This window comes from Pseudomonas sp. C 49-2, from assembly GCF_003970195.1.
In the GTDB taxonomy this organism is placed as follows: Bacteria; Pseudomonadota; Gammaproteobacteria; order Pseudomonadales; family Pseudomonadaceae; genus Aquipseudomonas; species Aquipseudomonas canadensis.
Genome location: NZ_RXYG01000022.1, coordinates 1 through 20,599, shown reverse-complemented (window position 1 = coordinate 20,599; position 20,599 = coordinate 1). Strand labels below are relative to the sequence as shown.

Annotated in this window: 12 protein-coding genes and 1 pseudogene; 6 read left to right on the top strand and 7 right to left on the bottom strand. The window is 61.2% G+C overall.

All coding sequences use genetic code 11. The annotated features are described in order from the left end of the window. Position 1: 1 nt before the first annotated feature. Entirely contained in the window at positions 2-847 is an 846-nt protein-coding gene (locus EJ576_RS27595) for an ABC transporter permease (RefSeq protein WP_126571598.1), read from the bottom strand. Further along, a complete protein-coding gene (locus EJ576_RS27590; RefSeq protein ID WP_126571597.1) occupies positions 844-1,872 on the bottom strand; it encodes an ABC transporter ATP-binding protein in 1,029 nt (342 codons plus the stop codon). Before EJ576_RS27590 ends, EJ576_RS27595 begins: the two co-directional genes overlap by 4 nt. 242 nt (positions 1,873-2,114) lie before the next feature. On the opposite strand from EJ576_RS27590, the gene EJ576_RS27585 reads away from it, so the two are divergent. Together EJ576_RS27585 and EJ576_RS27580 are read left to right on the top strand one after the other, a co-directional pair. Beyond that, positions 2,115-2,945 (top strand): IclR family transcriptional regulator, encoded by an 831-nt coding sequence (locus EJ576_RS27585; protein WP_122726252.1) that lies wholly within the window; start codon positions 2,115-2,117, stop codon positions 2,943-2,945. A gap of 403 nt (positions 2,946-3,348) precedes the next feature. Further along, a complete protein-coding gene (locus EJ576_RS27580) occupies positions 3,349-4,425 on the top strand; it encodes a hypothetical protein (RefSeq protein ID WP_122726250.1) in 1,077 nt (358 codons plus the stop codon). A 253-nt stretch (positions 4,426-4,678) separates the two neighbouring features. Here EJ576_RS27580 and EJ576_RS30360 read toward each other — a convergent pair whose 3' ends face one another. Further along, positions 4,679-5,386 (bottom strand): methyl-accepting chemotaxis protein, encoded by a 708-nt coding sequence (locus tag EJ576_RS30360; RefSeq protein WP_371923959.1) that lies wholly within the window; start codon positions 5,384-5,386, stop codon positions 4,679-4,681. Positions 5,387-5,803: 417 nt separating this feature from the next. Next, positions 5,804-6,304: pseudogene (locus EJ576_RS30355) on the bottom strand (MCP four helix bundle domain-containing protein); the annotation flags it as partial. 295 nt (positions 6,305-6,599) lie between these two features. Between EJ576_RS30355 and EJ576_RS27570 the strand changes: the two are divergent. Together EJ576_RS27570 and EJ576_RS27565 are read left to right on the top strand one after the other, a co-directional pair. Then, complete coding sequence (locus EJ576_RS27570; RefSeq protein WP_123476653.1) at positions 6,600-7,172, top strand: DUF2239 family protein; 573 nt, start codon at positions 6,600-6,602, stop codon at positions 7,170-7,172. Between the two features lie 25 nt (positions 7,173-7,197). Continuing rightward, a complete protein-coding gene (locus EJ576_RS27565; RefSeq protein WP_126571596.1) occupies positions 7,198-8,553 on the top strand; it encodes an MATE family efflux transporter in 1,356 nt (451 codons plus the stop codon). On the opposite strand, the gene EJ576_RS27560 is transcribed toward EJ576_RS27565, so the two are convergent. After that, entirely contained in the window at positions 8,537-9,124 is a 588-nt protein-coding gene (locus tag EJ576_RS27560; RefSeq protein WP_126571595.1) for a TetR/AcrR family transcriptional regulator, read from the bottom strand. The two genes, EJ576_RS27565 and EJ576_RS27560, sit on opposite strands and share 17 nt — an antisense overlap. A gap of 141 nt (positions 9,125-9,265) precedes the next feature. On the opposite strand from EJ576_RS27560, the gene EJ576_RS27555 reads away from it, so the two are divergent. Next, on the top strand, positions 9,266-10,438 hold the full coding sequence (locus EJ576_RS27555; protein WP_126571594.1) for an MFS transporter: 1,173 nt from the start codon (positions 9,266-9,268) through the stop codon (positions 10,436-10,438). Here EJ576_RS27555 and EJ576_RS27550 read toward each other — a convergent pair whose 3' ends face one another. Next, a complete protein-coding gene (locus EJ576_RS27550) occupies positions 10,439-10,804 on the bottom strand; it encodes a type II toxin-antitoxin system HicB family antitoxin (protein WP_123476659.1) in 366 nt (121 codons plus the stop codon). Continuing rightward, entirely contained in the window at positions 10,801-11,052 is a 252-nt protein-coding gene (locus EJ576_RS27545) for a type II toxin-antitoxin system HicA family toxin (RefSeq protein ID WP_122684445.1), read from the bottom strand. The genes EJ576_RS27550 and EJ576_RS27545 overlap by 4 nt, the downstream gene beginning before the upstream one ends. 209 nt (positions 11,053-11,261) lie before the next feature. Between EJ576_RS27545 and EJ576_RS27540 the strand changes: the two genes are divergently transcribed. Next, the coding region (locus tag EJ576_RS27540) for a non-ribosomal peptide synthetase (protein ID WP_126571593.1) at positions 11,262-20,599 on the top strand (9,338 nt) is incomplete at its 3' end.

Genomic DNA, 20,599 nt, shown 5'->3' with positions numbered 1-20,599 from the left:
CTTAAACCCCCAGGGACTTTTTGTAGCGGCCTTCGACCATGCGGTTCCAACTCAGCATGATCAGCAGATTGACCAACAGCAGCACCACCGCGATGGTCGCGCCCATGGGCCAGTTGAGTTCCGAGAGGTACTGGTCGTACACCACGGTCGCGACCATTTTCAGGCGGCGTCCGCCGAGCAGGCCGGGAATCGCAAAGGAACTGGCGGCCAGGCCGAACACGATCAGCGTGCCGGACAGCACGCCGGGCATCACCTGCGGCAATACAATCCTGCGCATTACCGTGGTTTGGCTGGCGCCGAGGGACAACGCCGCCTGTTCCGCCGACGGGTCGAGTTTCTGTAGGGAGGTCCACACCGGGATGATCATGAACGGCAGCATCACGTGCACCAGGGCGATGATCACCGCGAACGGCGTATACAACAGCTTCACCGGGCGCCCGCCAAGGAATTGGATGACTTGGTTCACCAGCCCGTCCGCGCCGAGCAGCAGGCTCCAGCCAAAAGCGCGCACCACCACCGAAATCAGCAGCGGCGTGAGGATCAGGATCAGGAAAATCGAGCGCCATGGTGCACCCATGCGGCTGAGGATGTACGCCTCGGGCACGCCGATCACCACGCAGAGCAGGGTCACCAGCGCGCTGATCCAAAACGTGCGCCAGAAGATTTCGTAGAAGTACGCATCGCTGAACAACGACAGGTAATGCGCGAAGGTCCATTCATCCGCCTTCACGCCCACTTGGTAATCGAATACGTTGAACGACAACACCAGCGTCAGGCCCAACGGCAGAATCAGCAACCCGACAAACAGCACCAGCGCGGGTAACGACAACAGGTAGCCCCGGCTCATGCGCGCACCTCATCCGCTGCCAATACGCGCAGCAGGCTGGCTTGCCAGTCCAGACCCACCGCCGCACCACAACTCAGCGGCGCGCTGCCGTCATTGCTGCGCACCACGGTGATTTCGCCAAGGCTAGTGTGGATGCGATACAGCCATTGGCTGCCGAAAAAGTAGCTGTCGAGGACCTTGCCTTGCAGTCGGCCGTTGCCAGCGTCCACCAACTGGATTTTTTCCGGACGCAGGCTCAGGGTCAGCTCACCGTCACCGCTTTCGTGACGCACTTGTGGGCTTCCCAACGGGTCGTAGTCTCCCGGCAACAGGTTGGCCTTGCCGACAAAGTCCGAGATGAAGCGTGTGCGCGGATGTTCGTAGAGCTTGTACGGCGCGTCGATCTGGGTCACACGCCCGGCCTGCATCACCACCACGCGGTCGCTGATGGACAGCGCCTCGGCCTGGTCGTGGGTGACCATCAAGGTGGTGATGCCCACGGCGCACTGGATGCGGCGGATTTCGAACTGCATTTCTTCACGCAGGTTGGCGTCGAGGTTGGACAGCGGCTCATCCAGCAGCAACACCGGTGGCTCGATCACCAGGGCGCGGGCCAGGGCCACACGTTGGCGCTGGCCGCCGGACAGCTCACGTGGATATCGGTCGGCGTGCGGCGCCAGGCGTACCAGTTCCAATACCGTCTTAACCTTGCTGGCGATCTCCGCAGACGGCACTTTGCGCATCTTCAGGCCGAAGGCAACGTTGTCGCGCACCGTCATGTGCGGGAACAGCGCGTAGCTCTGGAACACCACGCCCAGGCCACGGCTGGCGGGCTTGGCATGGGTGATATCGCGGCCGTCGAGCAAGATCTGCCCGCCGCTCACATCAACGAAGCCGGCGATCATTTGCAGGGTGGTGGTCTTGCCGCAGCCCGACGGGCCGAGCAGGGAAACGAACTCGCCTTTTTCCACCGCAAGGTCGGTGGCGACCACCGCATCGACGGCGCCGTAGCGTTTGCTCAAGGCGTTGAGTTGGAGAAATGCCATGTCTGCGTTCCACCTTTTTTGAGTCGCGTCGAAACGCGCTTTTTTGTTTTGGGCAGATGCGAATGAAGTGTTGCCGGTGCGTTGGCGCTCGATCTTGAGTCGGCTGCCGTTAGTTGTTCATGTCGCCCCTGTGGACGCAGATTAGGACGAAGACTAGGATGGGCGGAAGATGGTATTTCACTGAATGGAGTATTATTTTCATATTTATTCATTCACCGGAATTTAGTAAGAGATTGTTTGTTATGGATTCCACTGATCGAAATGAAATCGCCAAAGAAGTCGGCCCCGGTGGGGTGTCTCGACTGTTCGCGCTGCTGCGCACCCTGGGTGACGTGCCAGAGGGCGGCGAACGCGTGACCCAGCTCGCGCAACAGGTCGGCTTGTCCCAGCCGACCACCCACCGCCTGCTGCGCAGCCTGATGGACGAAGGCATGGTCGAGCAGGACGCGCGCAGCAAGCGCTATCGCCTGAGCCTGGAGTTCTTCGCTCTCGCGGCGAATGCGGGCAAGACCGGCAACCTGCGTGATCTGGTGCGGCCGAGCATGTTGCGCCTGAGTGCGTCATTGGGTGATTCGCTGTTCTTGCTCGCGCGCTCAGGCTTCGACGCGATCTGCCTGGACCGCAGCGAAGGTCCATACCCGATCCGTACCTTCACCGGGGACATCGGCGGGCGTGTGGCATTGGGCGTGGGGCAGGGCAGCCTGGCGATCCTGGCGTTCTTGCCGGAGGAAGAGCGCGAGACGGTGATCCGCTACAACCTGCCACGGCTCAAGGACTTCCACTTGTATGACGAAGTGCTGTTGCGCTCGGAAGTTGAGAATGTGCGCAATCTTGGGTATGCGGCACGCAATACCGGGGTGCTGGAAGGCATGGCGGGGTTGGCGGTGCCGATCCTCAATCGCGACGGGCATGCAGTGGCGGCGCTGAGTGTGGCAACCATCAGTGATCGGCTGGGGCCGAGCCGCTTGCCGATGGTGGTGGAGTTGCTCAAGCGTGAAGCGGCTGCGATCGGGCCGCGGATCAATCCGTTTGATCCGACGTTGCGCAGGCCTTCGCAGACCTTTGGTGGGTAGTTCAGATGGCGGCCCACGTTACCGACCTGGCCGCCGTACTGCACATACACAGGTTCCATTCAATGCTCTGTCATCCCTCATCGCCGGCACCATCGGCTGGCGTGTGGAATGGGTAACGATCAGGCGCTTACTTAGGCAGTACTAGACTTTCTGGGTGCGTGTTAGTTATCCAGAAAATAATTTTTTTTGTTCATGTTTAACGGAACTGTCCTTTTACAAACTGCCACAGATGGCTGTTGATTCAACGCTGACTTGGGCGTTGGTCAGCCTAATTGCATCAACTATCTGAGGTGTTTTAATGATAAATACTCCTTTCGGTCAGCCCACACAAACTTACTACCCGCAATCTTGCCCGTCGGAAGGTCGCGCCAGGTTTGGTTATCAGCCCGCAATGAGTAACTCAATGGAGGTCTCTCGGCCAGTCCCCAATTCGTTAGTTGCGCGAAACTTTGTCAACGCCTTCCCTTATTTCCAGGGAAAATCCGGTTTCGTCACGAAGGAAACGCTTCAACATGCTGCCAATCGTCCGCTGATCGGTGATCCGTTTCACGATCAAATGACAATGCTGGCAAGGGAGATTCTTGGCCGTCCAGGAATGATTAACTTACTCGATGGTATCAACCATGGCGGCCGTGAAGATAGTCTGATCAGCCAGGGTGATGCGCAACAGGCGGTCTATGAGTACGAGGCTCAGGAGGCAGCGTACATGCAGGGTGGACCAGCAGGGTATAACGGTGGCATGCAGGGTGGACCAGCAGGGTATAACGGTGACATGCAGGGTGGACCGGCAAGGTATAACGGTGGCATGCAACGCAGTCGTGTTGAAAATGGATATGGCGACTACGGTGCACGCAATTATCAACCGGCAGGGAACGGCATGAGCCCGCAGAATGCTGAGGTCGCGAATAATTTCAAACAGGCCAAAGACTCAGATTTAACGACGGAGTTGGGTAATAATTTTGACTACTTCAATCCCAACGAGCATGGCAAGATAACCCAGCAATCGCTTCGTGAAGTCGCAGGTCAGCCTTTGACTGGCAACCCCGTAGACGACCGGATGACCCTGTTGGCCAACGAGATCCTCAGTCGGCCGCAGGTCAATAGCAAACTGGATTCTGACCACGATGCTGACAAAGGTGACGGGTTGATTGGGCGCGATACTATTGAGCGGGTGTCCCGCCAACCTGCTGCACCGAATTATGAAACTATGAGTGACGTGGACTTGCTTGGGGCCCTTAAAGATAAATTCAAACAGTATTGGGGCAAAGATGACTACATCAGCTTCGATAGTCTTAAAGAAGCGGCTGCGGCGTCTCCTCCCACTGATAAATCTCGACTCGCGGCTGAACTTCTCCGTCGTCCGGGTCTGATGAAAGAAGTTGATGTCGGCACTGATGGTAAAGGTGGCAGGGGCGCAGAAGATGAAAGGTTTGATAGGCTCAATGTCGACCACATAATCAAAGAGAAGCAGGCGAACTAGTTGCTTGGTTGAGCGTGCTGGTTAAGATGCAGCTCATGCCGTGGGCTGCATCTACAGCCTTGCATTGCCAGTTATGACCCTTTCTCCCAGTTGGCTCAGCCGGGGCTGATCCTCTTTTCCGGTCGCATCACGGCTTCGGTGACGATCAGGTCCTGGGTTATGTCGAAGTTCTTGCGCATGCGCTCGGGGCGCACTTCCAGGCCGGCGAGCATGAAGGTCGCCTGGCCGAGGGAGGCTAGGGTGCCGGCGGCCCCTAGGCCACGTTGAAAAACGCCACCTTGGTACTCAAGCGATCCGCCAGCTCCGCCAGTTCCTGATTGGAATGCTCCACTTGCTCGGAGCCCGCCGCCGATTGCACGGTGGAGCTATGGATGCGTGTGACGTTCTGCGCGACTTCTTCCGCCGCCGCGCTTTGTTGCACTGAAGCACTGGCGATCTGCGCGTTCATCGCATTGATCGCACCCACTTCCTGACTGATCTTGCCCAATGCCAACTGGGAGCCGCGGGTCTGCGCCACGGTGACCTGGGCCAGGCTGCGGCTGCGTTGCATGATGTCGGCGGCATCCTGGGTGCCGCTTTGCAGCTTGCCGATCATGTCGCGGATCTCCTGGGTGGACTCCTGGGTGCGCGTCGCCAGCGACCGCACTTCATCGGCCACCACCGCAAAGCCACGGCCATGTTCACCCGCCCGCGCGGCTTCGATGGCCGCGTTGAGTGCCAGCAGGTTGGTTTGTGCGGCGATGGCGTTAATCACTTCGATCACGGTTTCGATGTTTTCACTGTCGCTGGACACTTGGTTGACCCGGCTGGTGGCCTGGTCAAGGATGGTTGCCAGCTCCTCGATGGCCACGGTCACTTCGCCCACCAAGCGGTGGCCGCTCTCGACTTCTGCGTCTGCCAGAATGGTCGCCTTGGACGCGGCAGAGGCGTAGCCCGAAACTTCGCTGACCGAGGCCGCCATTTGCGTAATCGCGGCGGCCACATGCTGGGCCTCGCTGGTCTGCAGGGTGATCTGCTGACGGTTGTCGCTGACCACTGACAACAGGGTGACCGAGGAGTGACGCAGGGCCTGGGCTGCCGAGCGCACTTCGGTGATGGTGTCGCCCAGGCGCGCCAGGGCGTTTTTCAGAATACCCATCACGCTGTCGGGGTAGCGGGTTTCGATGGGCTGGTTCAAGTCGCCATTGGCCAGGCGGCGGATCGCCTCGGCGACGTCCTCCGGCTCGGCGCCGAGGGTGGCCTTGACCTTGCGGATGATCAACAAGGACACCAGGACGCTCAAGATGATTGCCACGGCGCTGGCCAGCAGCATCAGCACGGCAAAGTTACCGGCGGCGACTTGCACGGTGTCCAGGCGTTGCTTGATCTGGGCTTCTTCGAAGTCGATCAGGGCATTCACGCGCTTGAGCCATTCGGTGTAGTGGGCCGACGACTGGGCCAGCAGCAAGTCTTGGGCGCCGGCGATGTCATTGCTGCGACGCAGGCTGATCACCCGCTCGGTGGAGGCCAGGGCCTGGGTCTCGATGGCTTTGATATCCGCCAACAGACGGGATTCTTCGGCGCTGGCAGCGCTTGCGACGGTGTTGGCGAACAGTCGATCCATCATCACTGCGGAGTCTTGGTAATCGCGCTTGAGCTGGTCGATCTCGGCCAGGTGGCGGCTGAGCGACGATTCATCCTTGACCAGTACCGCATCGCGAATGGCGATGGCGCGGTTGTGCACGCTGCCACGGAAGTTGATCGCATAGCGCTGCACCACGGCGGCTTTTTCGGCCACGTCCTTGAGTGTGCTGTCGATAAAACCCACGCGTTGAATACCGACGGCGGTGATCAGCACCAGCAACGACAGAATGGACGCAAAGCCCAGTCCGATACGCATCGCCAACGAGACAGGTTTTTTCATGGAAAGCTCGATATTCAGGGGGAGTTAAAAGTGATGGCTAAAAGCTATCTTCGCTAGGGAATCTATCGATAGGCCCGTCACGCGTCCAATCAGAAATTACTGACTCTGCCATCGAGCGAATTGATGGAATAAAACCTGGATTCCTACGTTATCCGAAGTCGTTCGCCGTACAGGGGTGAGCCGTTGGGAGTTTCACCACAAGAGTCCTTGCATCTCCTAAAACTTTGGCTAATATGATCCGGGTAAAACAATTAATATCCGGGTAATAGCTATGCCTACGCAAAACCTTTCTACGTGCACTGCCTTCGTTGGCCACCAGCGTGTAGCGACGGGTTCCTACGCCGACGTTGCCGATACACTCGCCAGTCTTGATCACGCTGCGGGCAGCTTTCTGGTATTCGATGACGCCACCGGCCTCCAAGTCGACTTCCCCTGGCCGGCAGGCTATGCGCCCGAACAACCGCTCCAGGCCGAAGTACCCGATGAGCCTCCTGCTGCACCCTCGGTCGGGCGCCCTAAACTGGGCGTGGTCGCACGCGAAGTCACGTTATTGCCGCGTCATTGGGAATGGCTGGGCCAGCAGCGCGGCGGTGCATCGGCGGCGTTGCGCCGGCTGGTGGATGAAGCTCGCACTGCCCATGCTTCCCGTGATCAGATACGCCAGGCCAAGGAGGCCGGGTATCGTTTCATGAGCGCCATCGGCGGCGACCTGCCCGGTTTCGAAGAGGCTTCGCGCGCGCTGTTTGCGTTTGACGCAACGGACTTCTCCGGCAAGATCGCGCACTGGCCGGTGGACGTGCAAACCTACCTGGCCTGGCTGACGCGCAACGCGTTCCCAGTCTGATCACCATTCCTGGATCCCTACCCTCATGGAAGTCACTCAACAACGGCCGTTGTGGCAGATCTACCTGATCTTTCTGGCACCCATGGTGCTGTCCAACTTCCTGCAAAGTTTTTCCGGCACGCTTAACGGCATCTATGTCGGGCAGATGCTCGGCACCCAGGCGCTGGCGGCGGTGTCGGGCATGTTTCCCATCGTGTTTTTCTTCATTGCCCTGGTGATCGGCCTCGGGGCGGGCGCCTCGGTGCTGATCGGCCAGGCCTGGGGAGCGCATGAAACGGGGATGGTCAAGGTGATCACTGGCGCAACCCTGACGTTGGGGGCGCTGGTGGGGGGGACCGCGGCGGTGCTGGGCAGTCTGTTCGCACGTCCAGCACTGCAGGCGTTGGGCACGCCGGTTGATGTGCTGGACGATGCGGTTGGCTATGCCCAGAAGATGATGCTGATCATGCCGTTGTTGCTGGTATTCATCCTCTACACCCAGTTGCTGCGCGGCGTCAGCGACACGATCTCGCCGTTGCTGGCGCTGATGGTGTCGACCCTGGTCGGCCTGCTGCTCACGCCGGCACTGATTGGCGGCTGGATCGGCCTGCCGCCCATGGGCATCCAGAGCGCGGTGTATGCCGGGCTGGTGGGCAACGCGTTGGCCATGCTGTTTTTGATCTTGCGCCTTCGGCATAAAAACCATGTGATGGCGCCGGACCGCGAACTGCTCGCGGCCTTGCGCCTGGAACCTGTGATTCTCGGCAAAGTCCTGCGCATCGGCTTGCCTACCGGCCTGCAGATGGTGGTGCTGTCACTGTCGGAACTGGTCATCCTCGCCCTGGTCAACGGCCACGGCTCCCAGGCCACGGCGGCGTATGGCGCGGTGACGCAGATCGTCAACTACGTGCAGTTCCCGGCGTTGTCGATCGCCATCACTGCCTCGATCCTCGGTGCGCAGGCGATTGGTGCTGGGCGGTTAGAGCGTATCGGGCCGATTCTGCGCACCGGTTTGTTGATCAACCTGTGCCTTACCGGAGGCCTGATTGTATTGGGCTATGTGTTGTCCCACTGGTTGCTCGGGCTGTTCATTACCGACGATGCGGCACGGGTCAAGGCTGAACACCTGCTGCACATCATGCTGTGGAGCATCTTGGTTTTTGGCTTCCAGGCGGTGGTTGGCGGGATCATGCGTGCCAGCGGCGTGGTGCTGATGCCGGTGGTGATCTCGATTTTCTGCGTGCTCTGCGTCGAACTGCCGATGGCGTACCTGTTCAACGCGCATTTTGGCCTGGAAGGCGTGTGGATGGCGTTCCCCGTGACCTACTTGGCAATGCTGGCCTTGCAGACTGCGTATTACCGGTTGGTGTGGCGGCACAAGCAGATCAAGCGGTTGGTGTGAGGCTCAGGCCGCGTAGCAGCAGTTCAAGACCTTGCAGGCCTTGTTCGAGCCGCTCGTCCGGGTGTTCATCCCGGGCGATCCACAGCGCGGTGCTGACCAGGCTGCCGTTGATCAGTTGCGCCAGTGCAAGGCTCGGGACGCAGGGGATCGCCTCGGTCTGCATCAGCGCCTCCAGCAACTGGCGCAATGACTCCACGCAATGTTGCTGGGCGCCGGTGTCGCCCAGGACGGCCGGCGCATCCTGCAACACAATGCGCTGGATTTCGTCGTCCTGTGCCATACGCAAGTAGGCACGACAACGTTCGCAAAAGCCGCTCCAGGGGGCTTCAGCTTCATCTGAAATGCGCTGCAAACGAGCATCCATCTCGCTGTCGAGTTGGCCAACCACGGCGGCCAGCAAACCTTTCTTATCTCCAAAGTGATGGTACAGCGCCCCTCGGGTCAGGCCGGCACGGGCGGTGAAGTCGTCCATCGATGTATTCGCGTAACCTTGTGTAGCAAAAGCCTGACGCGCGCTGGCGATCAGCCGGGCGCGGGTGTCTTCGATCATTTCGGCACGGGCACGGCTCATGGTTGGGCTCACAATCGGCAAGGGAAAGATTGACATACGCTGCGTACGTTAAGCATGATTTGTCACATACGCACCGTATGTATTTTGCCTCGATTCTTGTGAATAGCAAGTTCCAGGGCATTCGTGAAGAGGTCGAGCAAGATGGCAAACCCTTACGCCGAGTTGTTCCAGGTCCCTGGCGCCCGGGCTTTTGTGCTGGCGGGCATGCTTGCGCGCATGCCGGTATCGATGACGGGGATCGGCTTGATCACCATGCTCTCGCAGGTACATGGCGGCTATGGCCTGGCCGGCTCGGTCGCGGCGGTGTTCGCCTTGGCGACGGCGTTTTGTGCGCCGCAGGTGTCGCGGCTGGTGGACCAGTACAGTCAAGGCCGAGTGCTGCCGATTGCCGCATTGATTGGCGGCGGGGCGTTGTTGATGTTGCTGCTGTGTACTCGTCTGCAAGCACCGAACTGGCTGCTGTTCCTGTTCGCCGCGTTGGCCGGATGCATGCCCAACATGTCGGCCATGGTGCGGGCGCGCTGGACCGAGTTGTACCGGGGCCGGCCCAAGCTGCAAACCGCGTTTGCCCTGGAGTCGGTGCTGGACGAGGTGTGCTTCATTATCGGCCCGCCGATTTCGGTCGGGTTGAGCGTGGTGTTGTTTCCGGAGGCGGGGCCTCTGGTCGCCGCGTTGTTGCTGGCGGTGGGTGTCACCACCTTTGTATTGCAGCGTGAGACCGAACCGCCTGTGCATGCACTTCAGGGCCACCACGGTCGCTGGCTGATTGCGTCACCCTCGGTGCTGATCCTGATGATCCTGCTGCTGGCCATGGGTGTGATTGTTGGCGTGGTGGACGTGGTCAGCGTCGCGTTTGCCCAGCATCAGGGCCAACCCGCGGCAGCGAGTATCGTGCTGTCGGTGTACGCCATTGGCTCGTGCCTGGCAGGGCTGGCGTTCGGTACCCTGAAGCTCAAGGTGTCGTTGCCTCGGCAGTTCCTGTTCTGTGGCGTGGCTACGGCTGTGACCACCTTGCCGTTGCTTCTGGTAACTAACATTCCCGGGCTCGCCGTGGCGATCTTTATCTCTGGGTTGTTCTTCGCTCCAACCCTTATCGTGTCCATGGCCCTGGTGGAGCGGATCGTACCCGCCAGCCGCCTGACCGAAGGCATGACCTGGCTGATCACCGGCCTCAGCATCGGCGTGGCCATTGGCGCTGCCAGTTCCGGCTGGATGATCGACCACTTCGGCGCCACCAGCGGGTTCTACGTGGCGTTGGCGGCGGGGGCAGTGGTGCTGGGGGCGGCAGTGTTGGGTTATCGGCGGTTGGGGTAATCAGCTAACCGCAGGGCATGCGTCATTGCCATGATGTTGTAAAAACTCATTCAAGGCCTGGCGTGTCAGGTCATTGAGGGTCACTTTTTTGCGGGTCGCCGCCAGGGCTGCCGCCAAGTGCAAGTCATGGCCGACGCGGACATTGAAGGAGCCCTTGCAGGGCTTCTCCGGGGGCTGCCCGAGGGTCTGGCAAGTGGCGAGGTAGTCATCCACCGCCTCCCGAAATGCAGCGTCCAGCTCAGCGACGGTTTTCCCTTCATAGCTCACCAGCGCCTTGATGAACAGGATCTTGCCGAACAGGCAGTTGTCTTCGACGCTGGCTTCGATAGAGCCGATGTAGCCTTTGTGTTTCAGTTGGTTGTTCACTGAATCAGTTCTCCTGACCTCAATTGCTCAATGATCTGGCGCCGAATGTAGTGTTTCAGTTCGTTGCCAGGGTGAGGCTTGTGCAAGGTGATCATTGCACTGGGGTCGCCGATGTCGAACTTGACCCGGCTTCCAGCCCCTTCAATCTGTGTGTAGCCCAGCCGTAGCAGCAGCGTTACGAGCTCAGGCCAGGTAAATGCCATGTGCTCATTGAGCAGTTTGGCGAGCAGCTTTTCATTTTTGGACACGGCGTTCCCTGCGTGTAACTAAATGTAGTTGCAAAAAGTGGTGTTCGTCAATGCTAGCTCGGGTTGGGGTGTCTCTGCCGAGATTGATGTAACCCTTGATGACACCCCGCTCCACGCCTTCCACTCCCCGCTAATTTTTCCCTGTCCGGTTCGTTTTATAGGGACGACGTGCCTTTGTGCTTCCCGCCTATTGCTCCGGACTCCAAGAAATGAATGCTGAAGACTCCTTGAAACTTGCTCGCCGGTTTATCGGGTTGCCCCTGGAAAAACGCCAATTGTTCCTGCAGGCCTTGCAGAAAGAAGGTGTGGATTTTTCCCGGTTTCCGATTCCGGCAGGGGTGGAGGCGGAGGATCGCCAGGCGCTGTCCTATGCACAGCAGCGCATGTGGTTTCTCTGGCAGTTGGACCCGGCCAGTGGCGCCTACAACTTGCCCGGTGCTGTACGCCTCAAAGGCACGTTGAGCCTGGAAGCGATGGAGCAAGCGTTTGCGAGCCTGGTCGCGCGGCATGAAACCCTGCGCACGGTGTTCCAGCGCCAGGCCGACGAGCGCCTGTTGCAAGTGCCGACGGCGACGTCATTGGCCGTCGAGCAAGTCGATTTCAGCCACCTCGCTACCGCCGAACGCGAACAGGCCGTCAACGACGCCGCGATCCGTCAATCGCTGCTGCCGTTCGACCTGGAAAACGGCCCGTTGCTGCGCGTGCAATTGCTCAAGCTCGACACACGGGAGCATGTGTTGCTGCTGACCCTGCACCACATCGTCTCCGATGGTTGGTCGATGAACGTGCTGATCGAGGAGTTCATCCGCTGCTACGACGCCCATGAGCGCAATGAAATACCGCAACTGCCCGCCTTGCCGATCCAGTACAGCGACTATGCCCTGTGGCAACGTCGCTGGTTGGAAGCGGGTGAGCAGGCTCGACAATTGGAGTATTGGAAGGTGCGCCTGGGCGATGAGCACCCGGTACTGGAGCTGCCCACGGATCGCCCACGCCCGGCCATGCCGAGCTACCAGGGCACGCGCCATAACTTCGCGATCGAACCCGCGCTGGCTGCACAACTGCGCAGCGTTGCGCAAAAACACAACGTTACCCTGTTCATGCTGTTGCTCGGCGCGTTCAACGTGCTGCTGCATCGCTATACCGGGCAAGGCGACATCCGCGTCGGCGTGCCAATCGCCAACCGTAACCGTACTGAAGTCGAAGGGCTGATCGGCTTTTTCGTCAATACCCAAGTGCTGCGCACCGAGCTGAGCGGGCAAACCCTTGTCTCTGAGCTGCTGCAAAGCATCAAGGAGCATGCACTGGGCGCCCAGGCCCATCAGGAATTACCGTTCGAGCGCCTGGTGGAGGCCCTCAAGGTCGAGCGAAGCCTCAGCCATACGCCGTTGTTCCAGGTCATGTACAACCATCAGCCGGTGGTGGCCGACATTGCGAGCGTCAGCACGGCCTCCGGCCTGGAGCTGGCGTTGGTGGAGTGGCAAGGCCGCACCACTCAGTTTGACCTGACCCTCGATACCTATGAAAAATCCGGCACCCTGTACGCCGCGCTGACCTACGCCAATGACCTGTTCGACGCGGCGTCCATCGAGCGCATGGCCGGGCATTGGGTGCGTCTGTTGCAGGCCATGGTGGCCGACGGTACGCAGCGCATCGGTGAATTGCCGATGCTGGATGCGGATGAGCAGCAAGTGCTGGTCCACACCTGGAACCAGACCGCCGAGGCCTACCCGACCGAGCGCGGCATCCATCACCTGATCGAAGACCAGGTGCAGGCCACGCCCGACGCGCCCGCGCTGTTGTTCGGCGCCACAGCGCTGACCTATGCCCAGCTCAATGCCCGCGCCAACCAGCTGGCCCATGCCTTGCGCGAGAAGGGTGTAGGTCCGGACGTGCTGGTCGGGATCTGCATCGAGCGCTCCATCGAAATGGTGGTCGGTCTGCTGGCCATTCTCAAGGCGGGTGGCGCCTACGTTCCGTTGGACCCTGAGTATCCCCAGGAACGCCTGGCCTACATGATCGAGGACAGCGGCATTCAGTTGTTGCTCAGCCAGCACAGCCTGTTGCCAGTGCTGCCTGCCGAGGGCATTCAGGTGATTGTCCTGGACCAGCCCGCCGACTGGCTCGATGGCTACAGCCGCGAATCGGTAAACGTTACGCTTCACGCGCTGAACCTGGCCTACGTGATCTACACCTCGGGCTCCACCGGCAAGCCCAAGGGCGCCGGCAACAGCCATCGCGCGCTGGTCAACCGCCTGTGCTGGATGCAGCAGGCCTATGGCCTGGACGCCAGCGATGCGGTCCTGCAGAAAACCCCGTTCAGCTTCGACGTTTCGGTGTGGGAGTTCTTCTGGCCGCTGATGACCGGCGCACGCCTGGTAGTCGCAGCGCCCGGCGAGCATCGCGAACCGGCGCGCCTGATCGAGACGATTGGGCACCACGGCATTACCACCTTGCACTTCGTGCCCTCGATGCTCCAGGCGTTTATCCATGAGCAGGGAGTGCAAGCGTGCACCCGCCTCAAGCGCATCGTGTGCAGTGGCGAAGCCTTGCCGCTGGATGCGCAATTGCAGGTATTTGCCAAGTTGCCTCAGGCGGGCTTGTTCAATTTGTACGGGCCGACCGAAGCAGCCATCGACGTGACCCACTGGACCTGTGTCGACGAAGGCGCCGACAGCGTGCCCATTGGCCGGCCTATCGCCAACCTCGGCACCTACGTGCTCGATGCCCAGCTCAATCCGGTTCCCGCTGGCGTCAGCGGCGAGCTGTACCTGGGCGGCACTGGTCTGGCTCGTAGTTACCATCGACGTCCGGCACTTACTGCCGAACGTTTTGTGCCCAGTCCTTTCGGTGACGGCACGCGTCTGTACCGCACGGGCGACCGCGTGCGTCAGCGCGCCAATGGCGTGATCGAATACCTCGGCCGCCTCGATCATCAGGTCAAGCTGCGCGGCCTGCGCATCGAGCTGGGCGAAATCGAGACGCGCCTGATGCAACACCCCTCGGTGCGCGAAGCCGTGGTGTTGGTGCAAGGCGGCAAGCAACTGGTGGCCTACCTGGTGCTGGAGGGCCAGGCGCCGGTCGATCTCAAGGCCTGGCTGCTCAGCAGCCTGCCGGAATACATGGTGCCGACCCATCTGGTGTACCTGGCCAAGCTGCCGGTAACCGCCAACGGCAAACTCGACCGCAAGGCCTTGCCAGTGCCGGACGCCGCGCCACAGCAGGCCTATGTCGCACCGGAAAACGACCTGCAGAAAGCCTTGGCAGCGATCTGGAGCGATGTACTGGGTGTGGCGCAGATCGGCCTGGAAGACAACTTTTTCGAGCTGGGCGGTGATTCGATCATCTCCATCCAGGTAGTCAGCCGTGCGCGCCAGGCGGGTATTCGCCTCAGTCCACGGGACCTGTTCCAGTACCAGAGCGTGCGCAGCCTGGCACTGGTGGCAAGCTTCGAGCAGGCGATGGTCATCGACCAGGGGGCGGTCACCGGCGAAGTGATCCTCACGCCCGTGCAACGCAGCTTTTTCGAGCAGGCGATTGCGGTGCGCCAGCATTGGAACCAGTCGTTGCTGCTGACGCCACGGGAAACCCTGGAGCCTGCGCGCCTTGAAGCCGCTTTGACCCAACTGATCAACCACCACGACGCCCTGCGTCTGCGATTTGTGCAACAAGCTGGCGGTTGGCAGCAAGCCCATGCCGATTCGGTGACAACGCCCGGGTTGTGGCAAACCCAGGTCGCTGACGACGCTGAGTTGGCCGCACTCTGCGACGAAGCCCAGCGCAGTCTCGATCTTGGGCAGGGCCTTTTGTTACGTGCGGCCTTAGTCACGATGGCCGATGGCGCTCAACGTTTGTTGCTGGTGGTGCATCACCTGGCGGTGGACGGCGTGTCCTGGCGCATCCTGCTCGAAGACCTGCAACAGGCTTACCGCAACGTCGCATTGCCGGCCAAGACCAGCGCCTACCAGCGGTGGGCGCAGCAGTTGCAGGCCCACGCGCAGACGCTGGATGACCAACTGCCGTACTGGCAGGCCCAGACTGCGAGTGCCGATCTGCCGTGCGATAACCCCCAGGGCGGTCTGCAAAACCGCCTGGGCAGCAAAGTCGAAATCCGCTTGAGTGCCGAACAGACCCGTCAACTGCTGCAAGACACCCCAGCGGCCTACCGCACTCAGGTCAACGACTTGCTGCTGACCGCACTGGCGCGCGTCATCAGCCGTTGGAGCGAACAGCCCGCGGCGCTGATCCAGCTTGAAGGCCATGGCCGCGAAGACCTGTTCGACACCGTCGACCTGAGCCGCACCGTCGGCTGGTTCACCAGCCTGTTCCCGGTACGCCTGCAAGCCGATGGCGAGCTGTCGGCTGCAATCAAATCAGTGAAGGAACAACTGCGCGCCGTGCCGCACAAGGGCATCGGCTACGGCCTGCTGCGCTACCTCGGAACGCCTGAGGCCCGCGAAGCCCTATCGAGCCTGGCCGCGCCGCGCATCACCTTCAACTACCTGGGCCAGTTCGACCGCCAATTCAACGAGTCGGCGCTGTTCGTTCCGTCGACCCAGGGCAGCGGTCAGGCTCAGGACCCGGAGGCGCCGCTGGCCAATTGGCTGACGGTAGAAGGGCAGGTGTATGGCGGCGAATTGGCCCTGCAATGGGGGTTCAGTCGCGAGATGTTCGACAGAGCAACCATCCAGCAGCTCGCGGACGATTACCAGCAGGAACTGCTGGCGTTGATCGCGCATTGCATCGACCCGCAGCACGGTGGCCTGACACCGGCCGATGTAAGCCTGGCGCACCTGACCCAAGCCCAGCTGGACGACCTGGCACTGCCTGCACGGAGCGTGCAAGACCTGTATCCACTGTCGCCCATGCAGCAGGGCATGTTGTTCCACAGCCTCTACCAGCAGGGTGAGGATGACGTCTATGTCAGCCAATTGCGCGCCGACGTGCAGGGGATGGACGTGGCAGCATTTCAAGGCGCCTGGGAGCACGTGCTGGCACGGCATGACATGTTGCGCACCGGCTTTGTCTGGCAAGACGACCAGGGCCAGGCCCTGCAAGTGGTGCATCGCCAAGTCAGCTTGCCCTTCATCGAATACGACTGGCGCGACCGTTCGAATCTGCCGGCGGCCCTCGATAGCCTGGCCGCCGAGCACCATCGCCAGGGCTTCGAGCTGGCGAGCCCGCCGTTGCTGCGGGTGGCGCTGGTCCGCACGAGCGAAGACCACTGGCACTTGATCTATACCAGCCACCACATCCTGATGGATGGCTGGAGTAATGCCCTGGTCCTCAATGAAGTGCTGCAAGCCTGCAAGGGCCAGGCGCTGCCGCCGGTAGGCGCGGCGTTTTCCCAGCATATTGCTTGGCTGCAACAGCAGGACCCTGCGGTGGGCGAAGCGTTCTGGCGCCAGCGCCTGGCGCAGTTGGAAGAACCGACGCACCTGGCACGTGCAGTGGCCAAAAGCGCCGCGCACACGGGTGCCGAATACGGCGAACTCCTGTGTGAGTTGGATGCCATTCAGACTCAGCGCCTGACCGCTTTCGCCCGTGCCCATCAAGTGACCCTCAACACCCTGGTGCAATCGGCGTGGTTGTTGCTGTTGCAGCGCTACACGGGTCAGTCCAGCGTCGCCTGTGGGGTCACGGTATCCGGGCGCCCGGCGCAGCTGGCGAATGTCGAGCAGCAGGTCGGCCTGTTCATCAACACCTTGCCGCTGATTGCTGCCGCCAGCCCGGCGCAAAGCGTCAGCGATTGGGTGCGTAGCGTTCAGGCATTGAACCTGGAAATGCGTGACCACGAACACACGCCGCTGTTCGACATCCAGCGTTGGGCCGGCTCGGCCGGTGAGGCGCTGTTCGACACGTTGGTCGTGTTCGAAAACTTCCCGGTGGCCAAGAGCCTGGAGCAGCCGGGGGAGAGCGGCTTGCGTTTCAGTGCTGTGAGCCATCAGGAGCGCACCAATTACCCATTGACCCTCACCGTGCAGGGCGGCGAGCACCTGAGCCTGCACTTGGAATACTTGCGAGCCGAGTTTGCCGCCGACGCGGTGCAGCACATCGGCGCCTACCTGCAGGGCTTGCTACAGCAATTCGCCAGTGCGCCGGAACAGGCCTTGGGCGCCGTGCCGTTGCTGCTGGAACACGAATACACCCGCGTGCTGCAAGACTGGAACCCGCGGGGTGTTGCTCAAACCGCCAAGGCCAGCGTATTGCAGCGTTTTGAACAACAAGCACTGCTGAACCCGGAAAACATCGCACTGATCCTCGATCAGCAACGCATGAGCTATGCCGACCTCAACCTGCGCGCCAATCGACTGGCCCATCGCCTGATCGAGTTGGGCGTCAGCGCCGACACCCTAGTGGGTGTTGCGGTGGACCGCTCTCTGGAGATGATCGTCGGCTTGCTGGCGGTGCTCAAGGCCGGCGGCGCTTATGTGCCGCTGGACCCGAAATACCCAGCCGAGCGCCTTCAGTGCATGATCGAGGACAGCGGTCTGCAACTGCTGCTGACCCAGCAGCCGTTGGTGGAGCAGTTGCCGCTCAGCGAGGATCTGACCCTCGTTTGCCTGGAAACCGGGGTCGACTGGCTCGTCGATTACAGCAGCGAAAATCCGTCTTCCAGCACGCAGCCGGCCAACCTGGCCTACGTGATGTTCACCTCCGGTTCTACCGGCCGGCCAAAAGGCGTGGGCATCGATCTGGGCGCCCTGGCTCGGCATGTGGAAGTCTTCACCGAGTTGTTTGCGTTGCAAGCCCATGACCGCGTGCTGCAGTTCGGCACCTTTAATTTCGATGGCTTCGTCGAGCAACTCTACCCGGCGCTGTGCTGCGGCGCTGCGGTGGTGGTACGTGGCGGCGACTTGTGGGACAGCGACACCTTCTATCAACAGCTGATCGAACACGATATTTCCGTGGTGGACCTGACCACGGCCTACTGGCTGCTGCTGGTGCGCGACTTTGCCGACCGGGGGCCGCGTGACTACGGACGCCTGCGCCAACTGCACATCGGCGGCGAAGCCATGCCGCCGGAAGGCTTGAATGCCTGGCGGGCAGCGGGCCTGGAGCATGTGCGCCTGCTCAACACCTATGGCCCCACCGAAGCCACGGTAACCGCCACCGCCTTGGACTGCGCTGCCTATGTGGATGGCCGTGAAGCCCTGCCGTCGATGATGCCGATCGGCCGCGTGCTGGATGGCCGTGCCATCTACCTGCTGGACGCCAACCTCAACCCGGTGCCGGTAGGTGTGGCGGGCGAACTGGTCATCGGCGGCCCGCTGTTGGCGCGGGGTTACTTCAATCGCCCGGACCTGACGGCCCACCGCTTCATTCCCGATCCGTTTTGCACCGACGGCGCTGGTCGCCTGTACCGCACCGGTGACCTGGCCCGTTACCGTGCCGATGGCATGATCGAGTACGTGGGCCGTATCGACCACCAGGTCAAGGTCCGTGGTTTCCGCATCGAACTGAGCGAAATCGAAGCGCGCCTGCTGGCCCAGGCCAGTGTGCGCGAGGCGTTGGTCATCGCCGCGGACAACCAGTTGGTGGGCTACGTCGTGGCCACTCAAGCGCTCGATGAATCCCGGCAAGCCGAACTGCGCACCCAACTCAAGGCCGTGCTGCGCGAGGAGCTGCCGGACTACATGGTGCCGGCGCATCTACTGGTGCTGGAGCGCCTGCCTCTGAGCCCCAACGGCAAGGTCGACCGTGCCGCGCTGCCCAAGCCGGATGCCAGCCATTCGCTGGCCGAATGGGTCGCGCCCGTCACTGAGAAGGAGCAACGCATCGCTGCCATCTGGGCCCAGGTGCTGGGCGCCGAGCGGGTAGGGCTCAACGATCACTTCTTCGAAATGGGTGGTCATTCGCTGCTCGCCACGCAGGTGGTGTCTCGGGTGCGTCACGGCCTGGGCATCGAAGTCGCGCTCAAGACGTTGTTTGAACAGCCTGTGCTTGGCGACTTTGTCAGCTGCCTGGGCGACGTCCAGGGGTCGGCACCGGCGCTGGTAGCGGTAGACCGTACTCAACCCTTGCTGCTGTCCTACGCCCAGGAGCGTCAGTGGTTTCTCTGGCAGCTGGACCCGCACAGTTCGGCCTATCACGTGCCCAGTGCGCTGCGCTTGAAAGGTCCGCTGGACCAGGTGGCCCTGCAACGTGCCTTCGATACCCTGGTAGCGCGCCATGACAGCCTGCGCACGCACTTGCAGCAAGAGGCCGACCGCACGGTACAAGTGGTCAGCCCGCAGGCACGGATCGAGCTGGTGTCAGAACCCACCGATGAGGCCCAGCTCAAGACCAGGGTCGAAGCGCTGGTGGCTCGACCTTTCGACCTGCGCCAGGGGCCGCTGATGCGTGTGAATCTTCTGCGCCTGGCAGCAGAGGAGCATGTGCTGGTCCTGGTGCAGCACCACATCATCTCCGACGGTTGGTCCATGCAAGTGATGGTCGACGAGCTGGTGCAGCTCTACGCCGCCTACAGTCAAGGCCAGGCGCTGCAATTGCCGGCGATGCCGATCCAATATGCCGACTACGCAAAATGGCAGCGTGACTGGATGGAGGCCGGGGAAAAAGCGCGCCAGCTCGATTACTGGCGTGACCTGCTGGGCGGTGAGCAGCCGGTGCTGGAGTTACCGTTCGATCACCAGCGTCCGGCGGTGCCGACCCATCGGGGTGCACGCCTGAATATTGCGCTGCCGTCCGCGCTGGTCGAAAGCCTCAAGGCCCTGGCCCAGCGCGAAGGTGTGACACTGTTCATGGTGCTGCTGGCTTCGTACCAGGCGTTGTTGCATCGCTACAGCGGCCAGCAGGACATTCGTGTCGGTGTGCCGATTGCCAACCGTAACCGGGTCGAAACCGAGCGGCTGATTGGCTTCTTCGTCAATACCCAGGTGCTCAAGGCCGATGTCGACGGGCAGACCACCGTCCGGCAGCTATTGACCCAGGTCAAACAGCGCGCGCTGGAAGCCCAGGCGCATCAGGATTTGCCGTTCGAGCAACTGGTCGAGGCCCTGCAACCCGAGCGTAGCCTGAGTTTGAGCCCCTTGTTCCAGGTCGCGTTCAACCACCACATCAGCCTGGCCGGCGAGCATTTGCAGCGCCTGGCGCAGCTGGACATGAGCCCGGTGAACTGGGATGAAACCGCCGCGCATTTCGACCTGATCCTGGACATCGAGGAGTCCGGGAACCAGCTCGGCGCATCGCTGAGTTATGCCACCGATCTGTTTGCACCGGCGACCATCGCGCGCATGGCCAGCCATTGGCAGAACCTGCTGCAGGCAATGGTTGCCGATCAACAGCAGCCCATCAGCCAATTGAACCTGCTGGGCGAGGATGAGCGGCAGCACATCCTGCGATTGTGGAACCAGACTGACGCTGGCTTCTCGGCCGAGCGTCTTGTGCATGAGTTGGTGGCTGACCGCGCCAGGGAAAATCCGCAGGCGATCGCCGTCAAATTCGACGCGCAAACCCTGAACTATGGCGAGCTGGACAGCCAGGCCAATCGCCTGGCCCACGCCTTGATCGCCCGTGGCGTCGGCCCGGAAGTGCGCGTGGCGAT

What these genes read in the sequence shown, in the direction of transcription:
- EJ576_RS27565 (WP_126571596.1), top strand. Translation starts at nt 7,198, where the DNA reads ATGGAAGTCACTCAACAACGGCCGTTGTGGCAGATCTACCTGATCTTT.
- EJ576_RS27590 (WP_126571597.1), bottom strand. Translation starts at nt 1,872, where the DNA reads ATGGCATTTCTCCAACTCAACGCCTTGAGCAAACGCTACGGCGCCGTC.
- EJ576_RS27560 (WP_126571595.1), bottom strand. Translation starts at nt 9,124, where the DNA reads ATGAGCCGTGCCCGTGCCGAAATGATCGAAGACACCCGCGCCCGGCTG.
- EJ576_RS27585 (WP_122726252.1), top strand. Translation starts at nt 2,115, where the DNA reads ATGGATTCCACTGATCGAAATGAAATCGCCAAAGAAGTCGGCCCCGGT.
- EJ576_RS27570 (WP_123476653.1), top strand. Translation starts at nt 6,600, where the DNA reads ATGCCTACGCAAAACCTTTCTACGTGCACTGCCTTCGTTGGCCACCAG.
- EJ576_RS27595 (WP_126571598.1), bottom strand. Translation starts at nt 847, where the DNA reads ATGAGCCGGGGCTACCTGTTGTCGTTACCCGCGCTGGTGCTGTTTGTC.
- EJ576_RS27580 (WP_122726250.1), top strand. Translation starts at nt 3,349, where the DNA reads ATGGAGGTCTCTCGGCCAGTCCCCAATTCGTTAGTTGCGCGAAACTTT.
- EJ576_RS30360 (WP_371923959.1), bottom strand. Translation starts at nt 5,386, where the DNA reads ATGGCGGCCTCGGTCAGCGAAGTTTCGGGCTACGCCTCTGCCGCGTCC.
- EJ576_RS27555 (WP_126571594.1), top strand. Translation starts at nt 9,266, where the DNA reads ATGGCAAACCCTTACGCCGAGTTGTTCCAGGTCCCTGGCGCCCGGGCT.